A 12906-nucleotide genomic window follows, 5' to 3' on the forward strand; every position below is an offset into this window, starting at 1 on the left:
GCAACCACGAGGGATGGCTGGGTCAGGCCCGGAAGGCGACGGTCCGATCGCAACTTAGTGGGGCGGAAAACCGGACGCTCGCGTTGGACGTTTAGAACGGGAGGAGCCGTCGAAAGCGGGCAATGTTTACGAGGGCCACGAGGGACGAGGCCACGTACGTGAGGGCGGCGGCGCGCAGTACAGTGCGGGCGCCGGGTATGTCGCCTGTGTCGAGGTAGCGACCCGTCTCCAAGATGGGAAGGGCCCGGCAAAAGCTTGCATTGAGTTCGACGGGCAGCGTCAGGAAGTGAAACAGGACGCGAACGCCGAGGAGCGCAATGCCGATACCCATCTGCAGGGCGAGCAGGGCAGGCGAATGGACGAAGGCAAGGACCACGGGCGCGGTCGTCATCACCAAGGCCGCGGCGACCTCGAAGCCCTGCACGACCGGGGCGAACCTTACCCGTGCCGCGAGGAGCCGATCCCCCGCCGCGTGCTGGAGCGCGTGGGCGACCTCATGCGCTGCGACCGCGACCGCGGTGATCGAGCGGCCGTCATGGTTTTCCGGCGATAGCCGCACGACGTTCGCAATCGGATCGTAGTGGTCGGCTGGCGCGATCTCGACGAGGACGTGCTCCAGCTGGGCTAGGTCGAGCAGATGGCGGGCGAGTTCGCCGCCGGTCCCGGGCAAGTCCGGCCGCTCGGTGGCGTGTTGCTGCATCGCCCGGCGCACCCACCACTGGGGGCCGAACACCAGACCGAACAGGAGGACGGCGCCAAGCGCTAGGAGGACGGGCACGAGGGATATGTAGGCACGCGGCCGTATCCGTGAAAGCGCGGCGCCTTGCTTAAAATATCCACCGTCCGACAATGGCCTGACCAGCGTCAAAGACTGGATTGGGTGGAAACCCGACCCCGGCCTTGCGTCCGTAAGCGGACGTTCGGCATCCGACCCAACCCGGCCGTACAGCCCACGCGCCCGTGTTACCCGAAAGCGGTCATTCGTTGACCGTCGGGCAATTTCCCCTCTGAGCGGGTAACACATGTTGGCTGGACGCCGAGAAACCGACATCTGTTTGTACGCCCAAATTGTCTCGAAGGCCGTATCAAAGGCTACCTGTAGGTGGAAAACGACCTTATCCGGATTGTACGTTCCGGCCAGGAACTCTAAGGCGCCCTTAAGGTCGGATGCATCTGAAATATCGTACTTGAGGGCCGGCAGCTATTCGCGCTCTCGCAGGAGTTTACGGGCCCGAACGCGACCATGACGCGGACCGTGGCTGTCAGCCTGATCACGACCTCACCTTCAGGATCCAAGTCGCGGCCGAGATAGCCTCCTGGCTCGGAGCGGAGGCCACCCGGACCGCAACGGCATCGAACTCCAAACTGACCACTCGGCGATGATTTCGCTCATGGGGACGAAGGAGCAGCTAGTGGGTGGGCAGAAAGGGCCGTGCGTTCTACGCTGCCGGAGCGGCTATCGAGCTGGGGGGGAGCCCTGAAATTTACCAATTTTCCTGTCGCCAGGACGGTGAATGTTGTCGGTCATCCCGTTCTTGAAGCGAACTCTGAAAGCACCCCATTTCGGCGTCCATACTTGGCAATGAACTGCGTCTTTTTCCATAGCCAGCAAGCGACAACGACCACCAGCACCGAAATCCAGGTTCTAACGAGGGTTCCCGTTCGCAACTAACAAGATGCGCCGGAAGCCCAAAAATGAGACACGAATGTAAAAATTTCCCGTTCAGGGCGGGACATTCTGATTGGGGGATTGCAGTCGAGTGCGAACTCGATAATGTCGAGTTATCTAGTTGGGAGTGGGAAATGGCACGTAACAAGGTTTTCGCGGCTGTGGGGCCGATAGCCCTTTGTGCCAGCCTGAGTGTAATCACATCAGAGGCAACTGCACTAAATAAGTCTTCGGGAGAGACTGTAGAAGATCGAATCCAGTCCCTTCGTTCTGCCCTCATCAAAGCCGATGCAACTGTCAAATCAACTCAGACGCGGGATGGCGGCATTACGCTCACGCAATTCAGCAAGGCGTTCGATAACTGTTTCAGAAACGCCAGCAATTCATCGGCGAACAAGTGCTGAACTTTTTGAGAGATACAGAATGCCTGCGTCCATTCTCATTATACAATCCACGGCATTCTGTAATATTGATTGTGATTATTGCTACCTGACTTCGCGCAACATTAAGGGCGCAATGAGCATGCAGACCTTAACGGCTGCGGCCAAGAATCTATTCGCGTCCGATTTAATTGATGACGAACTTGAAATATCTTGGCATGCAGGCGAGCCAACTGTTCTGCCACCTAGCTATTATAAAGAAGCATTTAAGATAATCGAGGAGCTCAGACCGAGAAAGATTGCTATCAAGCATAACTTTCAAACGAATGCTACATTAATTAACGATGATTGGTGCGATCTTTTCAGACAGCACGAAGTCACAGTCGGTGTAAGCCTCGATGGTCCGAAAAAACTTCACGACGCTCGTCGAAAGGATCGTGGAGGACGCGGCACATTTGACAGCACGATGCGGGGAGTTCGAACTCTGCAGCAAGGGAAAATCCGCTTTCACGTGATTGCCGTACTAACTAGTAGTTCTCTTGAGTGCGCAGACGAGATTTTTCAATTCTTTCTCGAGAATAATATTCGCGAGATCTGCTTTAACGTTGAGGAGCAGGAAGCCGCTAACGCGACGTCATCACTGACAGAGGAAGGTATTGAGCAACGATTTCGAGCTTTTTTTGATCGATACTATGACCTACTGCGCGCTAGTAGCTTCCCGCAGTGGGTCCGAGAAATCGATTATGCAGTTAACGCCGTACTCGGAGCCGACCTGACTGCCCCTAGAAACGCGCTTGCGGAGCCATTCCGCACGTTGAACGTTGACCGACTTGGTAACGTGTCAACATTCTGTCCAGAGCTTCTTGGAGTCGATACGGCCTACGGGCCATTTATATTTGGCAATATTGCGGACCGTCCATTATCCGACCTGTTCCGTGATGAGCGCCTGCTGGCCGTCGCGAAAGACGTTGCCGCGGGAGTAGATGCCTGCCGGCAGAGTTGCGAATACTTCGGCGTTTGTGGGGGAGGCGCTCCGTCAAACAAATACTTTGAAAACGGAAGCTTTGCGTCGTCGGAGACCTTATTTTGCCGACTTGTAATAAAAAACATGATAAATTTGGGCATTAGCTGGGTCGAAGACGGCCTCACCGGCAGAGGAGCACTGCTCGATGCTTGACGGATTGGTCAAGGCTCTACCCACTGCGGCTGTGAGTCCCTTCTCGTTTGTCGCTTATCTCGTACTAGTGGTCGCATTAACCTATTCTGCAAGCGCGCAATTTAGATTGAAGCAAATATCTAAAATAATTACGTCGATCCCCGAAGGGGACCGCGCCAAACTTATAGCTCGTGAGTATGATACGACGCCGAAGGGAATGACCGCCGCTGAGTGGATTCAGGCTCGGCGCAGTACTCTCGTATTCTGGACCTTCATCGCCGTACTCGGTTGTCTAAGCGTTATACTAATTATAGCAATGCAGATAGCCGCAACTGCTTAACCAGATCATTATGAGTCGACAAGCCGGCGCGGCCCCGTGATCACCCTCAGTCTTGTAGTCGGTACACTCGCGTTCGTGGTCGTATCATACGGTATTTTCAGCCGCCAACGGTTAAGGGGTACGCTCAAGTCGCTATTGTATATCCCTCCCGAACAACGTGCTGCTCTGATGCAGCGCGAATATGATCCCATACCAGAAGGGGGGGTAACCGGCGAGCAGTGGCTTAAGGCTCGATTTTATTCCCTGATTTTTTGGGCCGTTCTCGCGTTAATAGGGACCTCCTTTGTAGCTCTGGTGATACTAGCCTCAAAAGATACCATGGCTACGACAGAGGCAACGCTTACTTCGGCATGGACGGCTCGTCGAGATCAAATAAAGGCTCGCCTGACCGGGGAGCAATCTTTAAGTGCCGAGGATCTGCGTACTCTCCTCGTCTCTCTTCAGACTTTGCTCGACAAATTGGGCGACCCCACGAAAGCGACCGAAGCGTATGTGAGTGCCGCCGCAGAGGCGGGACGTCGGCTTGACCAGATTGGATCAAACATCCCGGCCAAACAAATGGCAAAGGCTAAAATTGAACTTTCTCGTGGCTCACCTCGGGCGGCGGCCTTGCTGCTCAAAGAGGAGGCAGCAAAAAATGCCAATGAAGCAGCAGCAAACCTTTTGCAGGCTGGCGGTTTGGCTGAAGAAGAAGGGGACTTAAGCGATGCTTATGCCTCTTATCGCCGCGCAGCTGTGATTGCACCGAATAACGTGAAAGTCGCCACTAAACTACAGCGTCTTGCGGTCACTTTTGGTCGGTATTCGGAGGCTAATGAAATCTCGAAGGACTTACGAACGCGGCTTGCGCCTGATGTGGAAGCTGCGTTGGCAACCCGAGAGGTCGAGGAGAGTTATGGAGCCTTGCTCTTGGCCGTCGGTGATCTCCCTGAAGCTGAGAAGGTTTTACTTGAGGTGCGCACTCGATATACGCAAGCCACAGCCGCTGAACGAGCTAGCACGGCGAGTCAGCTTGGATCCGTGTACCACAACTGGGGTAGATACGACGAAGCTGACGCTCTCCTAAATGAGGCATTAGAGCTTTTCACGAGCCTGTCAATTCCGAACAATACTAACGTTGCTAGCTCTTTAAGCAACCTAGCTTTTCTACATACCCTGCAGGCTCGCTACGACTCTGTTTTATTGGATATATCTACCGCCCAGGAGATCTTAACTGCAAAATTTGGACCGCAGCATTTTAGGCAAATACCAGCCCTTAACAATCTTGGTCGATATTATATAAGAAAGGATCGTCTCCCGCTCGCCGATAAGACCTTAAATGAGGCGCTTAGACTTGGAATGAAGTCGCTTTCGGGACAACATCCTTTTTATGCGCGTTCCCTAGACCTCATCGCAGAGCTGCAAATAGCGCAGAGTCGATACGATCTGGCCTTCAATACGGCATCTGACGCACTCAAAGTTAAAGTTCCTATTTTCGGCCTGGACGGGATTGAAACCGCTAGCACGCGAATCCTCCAAGCTCAGTCGCTAGTTCTAGATCCGGAGGACAGTCAATTGGGTGACAGGCTGAACCGTGCTACATTGGCACTCTCGTCCGCGGCTAAGATCGTGTCCAGGAAAGTTGGAGAAACATGTCCACAGTGGGCGACGATCCTATTCGTAAGAGCGCAATTGCAAAAGCGAAGAGGCGATATCACGGGAGCGCTAGCTTGTGCTATCAAAGCACACGATCTACGCCTTGCCAGGCTTGGACTTTTGCATCCTGATTCGATCACAGCTGATAAGCTAGTCCAAAGCCTTTCGCCCGGGGTTTCGCCTGGGGACTGCGTTTTGTGATAATGATAACGTAGTCCTTTGTGCTTACCTCTACGGAGAATGACATTCTCAATTACCGTGGGCCGTATTAGTAACTCGATGTAAAGATCAGCGCCGAGGAATGGTGGATATGCGGTGCTTCTTGAATGCGCACGGTAACAGGCCTTTGTCGGAGGCTGCCGCGACCTCCGGCGGTTTAGCGTCATCTGCCTAATCTGCGAAATACTCCAGCTCCCGGTTGAGCGGGAGCTTGGCTACGATAGGGTAAGTGAACGCAATCGTTGCCCTCGTCGTACAGGCCGCGGGCAAGGCCGCTGGTGAGATCGGCCGCGCCCTAACGACAGCAAAACTCGACCGCGGTTTGCAAGAATCATTCCTGGATTGAAGTTAAATTGCCCACAAGGTGACGACTTCAGGTTCCGCATTGGGTCGTGAGCGGTCAGGACAATAATGTCCGCTTTTTGAGCTCGATGCTCGGAAACCGAATGGCAGAAACCCACCCAACCCGGTCTTGGGTCGCCGCCCACCACGCAACTGGGAAGCAGACCTTCCTAGGGTTCGACAAAGGTCGGGAGCGGATGGTGCCAATTGTTAGAATTGGACCACCAGCCGCTCAGATCTTTAAGTGTTCGAGAGAAAGTCCTGAGAATTTGACGCTTGCAATGTCGTCGGCGAGCATTTTCGTCGGGAAGCCTCGTCCGTAGCCGGCATCTACTCCGGTATCAGCCCATCCGCCGAGAGCCCGTCGCCGGTCTTCCGGAACGCCAGCCTCACGGAGCCGGTCGGCCCAGCCGTGTCGGAAGGAGTGAAAAGTGGTCGAAGCTTTCGCTGCGCCGCAACTCTTCAAAAAGCGAGCGAACCATTTCTGAAACGCGTCGGAGAAGTATCCACGGCTATCCGCGCTCAACTCTGGGAACAGCCTACCTTGGGACGCCTTTCGAGCGTCCGCTACGAAGTCGAGAATCCCCATGGCGAGGATTTCAGGGTGTAGCGGGACGATGCGGGTTCCCGTCTTGCTCTTAACCCGCTGTGAGGCTTCGGCGGCCCGAACTAGGATCACCGCTACGCCGTCGCGCTCCGCAATGTCATCCGGTGCAAGCTGGCAGCACTCATTCAGCCGAAGCCCGTGGAACAGGCTCAGGATTGGCACCCAAAATCGCGCACGGCGTGGGCGGAGAGGACCAACCTTGGCGTAGCCTATCTCGTCGTCAGTGCATCCGGTGTAGAGCGGTGCGTTGAAAATGGCCCGCATTTGTTGAAGCGAGAACGGCTCCCGCTTCGCTTGGGGGGCTTCCTCAATCGTTAGCCCAGTGGCGGGGTTCTTGCTCAACCACTCCTCCCGGACAGCCCAATTGAAGAGCGTTGCCATCTTCGTGATGTGGGAGTTCACGGTCTGGGTGTTGAGCGGAGCCAGCCCTTCACGCTTTGCAGTCTCAGCAGCCTGTGCCAGCGAAAAGGTGGGGAACCGCTTCGTCGCATTCGGTGGTAGCGCCCGGAACAGGTCACGAACCTGCTTAGCGTGGTCGCGCGAGAGCCCGGAGATGTCCATGTCCGTACCGACCAACTCTCGGAGGGCGCGGAAGACCATTCCATAGTCCGCATTCGTCTTCCCGGTACGCGCGCCCCGACCGGGGTCGCTTTCGAAAGCGCGGATAAGATCGTCCAGCGTCCGTTTTGGCTGCGCATCAGGTCGCGGCGTGCCGTCGAAGAGTGGATCGCCTTTGCTACCAGTGCTGCCCGCGAGGGCAGCCACTTGTCGGGCGTTGAGCGCAAGCATGGCGCGCCGCACTACGCTTGCCAGTCGGCGGTAGGGATCGCCGTTCCAGTCAATGTTCGGCCGGCGCACCGAACGGCGCAGCTTTCCAGGACCGTGTGGCTCCGGAGGCATGCCAGCGCGCAGTAGAATTTGATCTGTCGTCGCCCGCACCGCTTCGAGGTAATCGTCCGGCCGAGGGCTTTCGAGGATCTGGCCCTCTGCCCGCGCATCGGCCAGGACCGTCTCCCAATCCACAAAACGCAGTTCGTCCCTCTCTTCGGGCGAGCGTGCAACTTGTTGCACGGCTTCTTCGAACCACCGGATGGCAAGGTCTTCGATTTCGCGCGGTGCAAGCCTCTCTAGGCGGCCGGATGCGAGAAGCTGCCGCGTTTGAGCGATTTCTGAGCGCTGCCGCCTCACGGTCTCCCACTCTCGTTCCAGCCGCGCTTGCTCAATGCGAAACCGGGTAAGCGCGACGCGCCGATCCTTCGTCCGAAGGCTGCGAACGAGATGTGACCGCCCGACGTCACGGGCGATATCCACCGGCACCCGCATGCGGAGATAGTACGTGCCTTCGCGGGTCGTGAGATTGGGGTGGTGGGCCACAGGTTCACCGCTCAATGTGTCACAGTCGTGTGTCACAGTCGCGTCTGAGAAGCTGTTTTCCATCAGTATCTTGTGCCACCACAGGCCCTTAGAAGGCAAGTGGTGGGGCACGCATCCTGTCCAAACCGGTCTCTGCTGCCGTTTCCCTGCTAACAGGGAAAACAACAGGGAAAACGTCGCGGTGCAGCTTCCAGGCTCGATTTAGGTTGGAAATACTGCAGCCGAGGCAATGATTTAAGAGACAATTCCCTGTGCGGCGGAACAGGGAATTGGTCCTGACCAAACAGGGAGCGTGTTTGGCCGAAACAGGCAAGCCTATCGGTGGGAGCAGGGATCGTCCGGGTTCGAATGCAAAAAAGCCGGAGAGCCGTGAGGCTCCCCGGCTGCATGATGTTTGAGGGATCAGGGGAGGGGGGCTCAGGTCCCCATTGGCTTCCTCTGGATGTCATCAGCGTCGACGAACCGGACCGTGATGCCAGGAAGATCCTTTGGTCCTTCATCAAGGAGTAGCAGTCGCTCCTCGAACGACATGCCATCGGGCTCGTCCGCCGGAGCCAGGGCTTTGATATTATCGAAAAGGAGCTTCGCCGCCCTCATATCCCCCTGCAGTGCCTTCCGGGTGAGTTGCTGGGCAAGCGCCTCGATCTGAGTTGTCCGGATCGTACGACCGTCCTTGGTGATGGCAATCGGCTCACGTGCGGCCTGGGTGAACGCATCCAGAAGATCGCGCCGACCAAGCGGCGCCGCCTGGCCTCGGGGCCGACCGCGGGGATTGCCGGACTGACCCTTCCGGAAGCGGCGGTCGGCCGGCGGTTTGCCGTAGCCGACCTCGTACGCGGCGGGTCGCTTCGGTTTGGTCATCGCGGTGTTCGCAGCGTCAGCCATCACGCAGCCTCTTCGAGCAGGGCAGGGGCCATACGGGCCGATCGGACCTCGTCCCAGGTCTCAGCTGTGCCGTCGAGGATGGCGTCCCGTCCCGTGAAGGTCTGCCAGCGCCGAACAGCGACATCGACATAGACCGGGTCGAGTTCGAGCACCCGTGCCTCACGTCCCGTCTTCTCCGCAGCCAGCAGGGTCGTACCGCTGCCTGAGAACGGATCGAGGACGATCGCACCGCGGCGCGTCACGTCCTTGATCGCATCGACGACCAGGGCCACCGGCTTGACGGTGGGATGCAGCGCCAGATCGCCCGCGCCCTTGAAGGTGTTGACGCCGGAATAGGTCCACACGTTCGAACGGTTGCGCCCGTGCCGGCCAAGCTCGACGTTGTTGGTGTGGCTGGCTGTACCGACTTTGTAGAGCGCGATCAGTTCGTGCTGCGAGCGGTAGAGCGAGCCCTGCCCCGGATTGGTCTTGCTCCACACGATAAGGTTCTTCTGCTCGCCATAGAGCGGGCGGGTCGCGGCATGCAGCTCCGGCAGGTGCCGCCAATCCATGCAAACGTAGTGCAGGGCGCCATCACGGGAGACCGAGACCGCATTGCCGAGGCTCTCGCTCAGGAAGGCCGTGAAGGCGTCCTCCGTCATCTCGCCCGAGCCCATGACGAACTCGCGGTGCTGGACCCGGCCACGGCCCATGACGTGACCGTTGACGGGGACGTTGTAGGGGGGATCGGTGAAGACCATGTCCGCCTCTCGTCCACCCATCAGACGCTCCACGTCATCGTGGCTGCACGCGCTGCCGCACAGGATCCGGTTTGGGCCGAGCTGCCAGAGGTCACCGAGCTGCGAGACCGGTGTTTCGGGCTCATGCTGCTCGTCCTCGCGCGAGGCGAGGCGCTCCTCTTCGAGATCCCCCGTCAGCAGATCGAGTTCGGCGATCTCGAAGCCGGTGACGGAGAGATCCAGGCCGATCTCGGGCAGGTGGATGGCGAGCTCACCGAGTTCGAGGGCGAGCGTGGCTCGATCCCAGCCGGCCAGGGTCGCGATCTTGTTGTCGGCGATGGCGTAGGCGCGCTTCTGCGTGTCGCTCAGGTGATCGAGCCGGACGGTCGGGACGGTGGGCAGGCCGAGTTGCTTTGCCGCCAACAACCGTCCGTGCCCGGCGAGCACGAGCCCGGTCTCGTCGACGACAAGTGGAACGGTGAAGCCGAATGCCCTCATGCTGTCGGCGATCTTGGCGATCTGCCTCTTCGAATGGGTGCGGGCGTTGCGCGGGTTGGGTCTGAGGGCGGATGGAGCCTGGTCGAGGATGGTCAACCCGGCCACCGGGAAGGCAGGCGTGTTCGTCGTCATGATGAGGATGTCCTTGGAAAGCGCGCACGACGACGGGCCCGCGTGCCGGAAGGCAGCAGGGTCAAGGTCGGCGCGGTGGTTTGAGAGGAGGGCCGCTCGGGCCCGGAGGCAGAAACGCCCCGGGGCGGGTGCCGCGGGGCGAGGGGACATGCAATCGAGCCGCGGGCTGTTCAGGCGCGCTGTTCGGAAAGGATCACGATTGCGGGTGAGTCGGAGCTGGTCCGCTGCGGACACGAAACCTTCGACTTAGAGCGTCTAACAGAACGGCACGAAGCTGGAAGTTCAGCGTTGGTTTGGCATGGCCAGACCGCTTCTCCCCGATGATCTCTGGGATGAGATCGCTCCGCTCCTCCCGCCACCTCGGCCCCGTCCGAAGGGCGGGCGTCGTCCGATCGAGAACCGGGCCGCCCTGACGGGCATCCTGTTCGTGCTGCGCTCGGGTCTGCCGTGGGAGATGCTACCGGCCGAGATGGGCTGCGGCTCCGGCATGAGTTGCTGGCGGCGGCTGCGGGACTGGCAAGCGGCGGGCGTATGGAGCCGCCTGCATCACGTGCTGCTGGAGCGCCTGCACGCAGCGGGTGAGATCGACTGGAACCGGGCTTGCCTGGACAGCGCGTCTGTCCCGGCTAAAAAAGGGGGCCTGCCACCGGCCCGAACCCGACGGACCGGGGGAAGCCGGGCACGAAGCGCCACCTCGTCACCGACGCGCGCGGCACGCCGCTCGGCTTCTGCCTGAGCGGGGCCAACAGACACGACACCGTCATGATGGCGGCCACCCTCGATGCCATTCCGCCTCTGCGGAGTGGTCGACGAGGGCGACCGCGACGCCGTCCGGACAAGCTGCACGCCGACAAGGCCTACGATGCCCGACCCCGCCGCCATGAGTGCCGGGCGCGGGGCATCGTCCCGCGCATCGCGCGGAAGGGTATCGAAAGCAGCGAGAAACTCGGTCGGCATCGTTGGGTCGTCGAGCGTACCCACGCGTGGTTCAACCGCTTCCGCCGCTTGCCCGTCCGCTACGAGCGACGTGCAGACATCTACGAGGCCTTCACCAGCCTCGCGACCAGCCTCATCACTCTCAACCAGATCAAACGGTTCTGTTAGGCGCTCTTAGCGAAAATGCGCAGTTTGCCCGTCGGGTGTCAAGCCATGTTCGCCCCAGTCCTCCTGCAACAGCAAGTTGCTTAGCAAAAAAAATTAGTTATTTTCAACCATTCCGAATCAAGCAACAAACGCTCTTTCCTTATGGCGCACCAACTCATTTACATAAAATTGTCTTAGGTAAGAATACTATTTTGCAGATTCTATGTCACAGAATAATCGAGCAAGCTCAGCCAACAGATAACGGGCGCGCGGATCTTTAATTTTATCGAACGCTTCCCTGAAATATACCCCGTCCGGTGAGGTTGAAAGTCCGCTGAGTTCCAGCATCTCGACAGCGGAAGTTCTCTCAGAGTGCTCGTTGTAAAAGGAGCTGATATCGACTCCCAAAGCCTGCGCTATCTATTGAAGCTTGTCAGCGGCTATTTTACTCTGGCCGCTCTCATATTTCTGTACCTGTTGAAATGTTACACCCAAGGCACTTCCTAGACTAGCTTGGCTCAGCCCAGCAGAACGTCGCAAAGACTTTACGCGAAGGCCAATTGCACCCGCGTTTCCATCCTTGTTATCGTCCGACATAGCTTCCTGCGTAGCTTGAGGTTCGAATGCGTCAACGGCAAACTGGAACAATAAATTTGGCATACTGCATTCGACATCTTTCCAAAAGCCCACAGCATGCAGGGGTCATCAGATGCGCCGAAGGGACTAAGAGTGCCTAACAGAACGGCACCGAGCCATATGATGAACGTCGGTTTAGCATGGCCAGACCGCTTCTCCCCGATAATCTCTGGGATGAAATCGCTCCGCTCCTACCGCCCCGGCCCCTTCTGAAGGGCGGACGTCGTTCGATTGAGAACCGGGCCGCACTGACGGTGCATCCTGTTCGTGCTGCTCTCGGGTGGGACTTTGGGCACGGATCGGCGCGGCGACGAGACGCCGGACTGAATGGCCGACAAGCAGCGGCGGCTGGAGACGATTCGCGCCGCGAAAGCCGCCCTGGAGGCTGAAGCAACCGATCCGCCCGATCCCGACGACCAGAGCGGGCCGGGCGCATTGTCCGGCATGCGCTTGCAAGGTCGACCCTTGCGCGGGGAGGATGGCGGTCCACCCGATCGGGCACAGCGCAACTTCACCGATCCGGACAACAACATCCTGCCGACCCGTGACGGGTTTGTGCAAGGCTACAACGGCCAGATCGCTGTCGACGTGGCTCATCAGGTCATCGTGGCGCACCGTATTGTGACAAACTCCGCGGACTCCCGCGCCCTCGTACCGCTGATCGACGACGTCCGCATCCATCTCGGCCGCAAGCCGCGTGAGGTCTCGGGCGATGCCAGTTTTGCCAACGAGGCGAACCTTTCCGCTTTGAAGCACCGCAGGATCACGGCCTATCTGGCTCCGGGCCGAGCCCGCCATGGCGAGGCGAATGCAACGGGGCGCCGCAAGCTGACGAAGACGCCCCTGATGCGTGCGATGGCCGCGCGGCCGAAGCGAGCTGGCCGCCGGAGCCGCTACCGCCTGAGGAAGCAGGTCGTCGAGCCGGTGTTTAGGCAGATCAAGCAGGCCAGAGGCTTCCGGCATTTCTTGCTCCGGGGCCTCGATCAGGTCCAGGGCGAATGGGCGATGATTTGCACCGCCCACAACCTCTTCAAGCTGGCGAAAGCCAGACACTGAGCCCAAAGCCGACGCACAGTTTTGACACAGGCAGTGTCGGACGTGGCCGCCTGCATATGTCGGGCAAACCCTCGTTTTTTTAGGCATCGGGTCTTCGCTCGTGCAAGGTCCTTATAGGAAACCCAGTGTGACGCATTAGCAACACACCTTAAGCCCATGATCTGTTATCTACCGC

Annotated in this window: 8 protein-coding genes and 2 pseudogenes; 5 read left to right on the forward strand and 5 right to left on the reverse strand. The window is 58.6% G+C overall.

What is annotated here, in order from left to right; genetic code table 11:
- Positions 1–91: 91 nt before the first annotated feature.
- Positions 92–778: a zinc metallopeptidase gene (locus ACYQR9_RS14925; RefSeq protein WP_461226983.1), complete on the reverse strand. Its 687-nt coding sequence runs from the start codon at positions 776–778 to the stop codon at positions 92–94.
- 1314 nt (positions 779–2092) lie between these two features.
- On the opposite strand from ACYQR9_RS14925, the gene grrM reads away from it, so the two are divergent.
- Together grrM and ACYQR9_RS14935 are read left to right on the forward strand one after the other, a co-directional pair.
- The gene (grrM, locus tag ACYQR9_RS14930) at positions 2093–3226 is read left to right on the forward strand and encodes a cyclophane-forming radical SAM/SPASM peptide maturase GrrM/OscB (RefSeq protein WP_461226985.1); all 1134 of its coding nucleotides are present in this window, start codon (positions 2093–2095) and stop codon (positions 3224–3226) included.
- A gap of 355 nt (positions 3227–3581) precedes the next feature.
- Positions 3582–5381, forward strand: coding sequence for a tetratricopeptide repeat protein (locus ACYQR9_RS14935; protein WP_461226987.1), 1800 nt, complete (start codon positions 3582–3584; stop codon positions 5379–5381).
- A gap of 592 nt (positions 5382–5973) precedes the next feature.
- Here the strand turns inward: ACYQR9_RS14935 and ACYQR9_RS14940 are convergent.
- The 3 genes from ACYQR9_RS14940 to ACYQR9_RS14950 form a co-directional block, all read right to left on the reverse strand.
- Positions 5974–7785 carry a DUF6538 domain-containing protein gene (locus ACYQR9_RS14940; protein WP_461226989.1) on the reverse strand — a complete coding sequence of 604 codons (1812 nt, stop codon included), beginning with the start codon at positions 7783–7785 and terminating at the stop codon, positions 5974–5976.
- Between the two features lie 354 nt (positions 7786–8139).
- Complete coding sequence (locus tag ACYQR9_RS14945) at positions 8140–8607, reverse strand: DUF5681 domain-containing protein (protein ID WP_461226991.1); 468 nt, start codon at positions 8605–8607, stop codon at positions 8140–8142.
- Positions 8607–9956, reverse strand: coding sequence for a site-specific DNA-methyltransferase (locus tag ACYQR9_RS14950; RefSeq protein ID WP_461226993.1), 1350 nt, complete (start codon positions 9954–9956; stop codon positions 8607–8609). Before ACYQR9_RS14950 ends, ACYQR9_RS14945 begins: the two co-directional genes overlap by 1 nt.
- A 298-nt stretch (positions 9957–10254) precedes the next feature.
- On the opposite strand from ACYQR9_RS14950, the gene ACYQR9_RS14955 reads away from it, so the two are divergent.
- A protein-coding gene (locus tag ACYQR9_RS14955) for an IS5 family transposase (RefSeq protein ID WP_461226995.1) occupies positions 10255–11060 on the forward strand; the annotation gives its coding sequence in 2 pieces (ribosomal slippage) (positions 10255–10585 and positions 10585–11060; 807 coding nt in all).
- 399 nt (positions 11061–11459) lie between these two features.
- Here ACYQR9_RS14955 and ACYQR9_RS14960 read toward each other — a convergent pair.
- The gene (locus tag ACYQR9_RS14960; RefSeq protein ID WP_461226997.1) at positions 11460–11699 is read right to left on the reverse strand and encodes a helix-turn-helix domain-containing protein; all 240 of its coding nucleotides are present in this window, start codon (positions 11697–11699) and stop codon (positions 11460–11462) included.
- Positions 11700–11815: 116 nt separating this feature from the next.
- Here ACYQR9_RS14960 and ACYQR9_RS14965 point away from each other — a divergent pair.
- Together ACYQR9_RS14965 and ACYQR9_RS14970 are read left to right on the forward strand one after the other, a co-directional pair.
- Positions 11816–11962: pseudogene (locus tag ACYQR9_RS14965) on the forward strand (IS5/IS1182 family transposase); the annotation flags it as partial.
- Positions 11963–11966: 4 nt separating this feature from the next.
- Positions 11967–12731, forward strand: a pseudogene (locus ACYQR9_RS14970) (transposase); the annotation flags it as partial.
- Positions 12732–12906: the final 175 nt, after the last annotated feature.

It is taken from the genome of Methylobacterium sp. CM6241 (assembly GCF_054817845.1).

Excerpts from the sequence above, each read along its gene's own strand:
- grrM (WP_461226985.1), top strand. The coding sequence starts at position 2,093 with ATGCCTGCGTCCATTCTCATTATACAATCCACGGCATTCTGTAATATT.
- ACYQR9_RS14940 (WP_461226989.1), bottom strand. The coding sequence starts at position 7,785 with ATGGAAAACAGCTTCTCAGACGCGACTGTGACACACGACTGTGACACA.
- ACYQR9_RS14945 (WP_461226991.1), bottom strand. The coding sequence starts at position 8,607 with ATGGCTGACGCTGCGAACACCGCGATGACCAAACCGAAGCGACCCGCC.
- ACYQR9_RS14950 (WP_461226993.1), bottom strand. The coding sequence starts at position 9,956 with ATGACGACGAACACGCCTGCCTTCCCGGTGGCCGGGTTGACCATCCTC.
- ACYQR9_RS14960 (WP_461226997.1), bottom strand. The coding sequence starts at position 11,699 with ATGCCAAATTTATTGTTCCAGTTTGCCGTTGACGCATTCGAACCTCAA.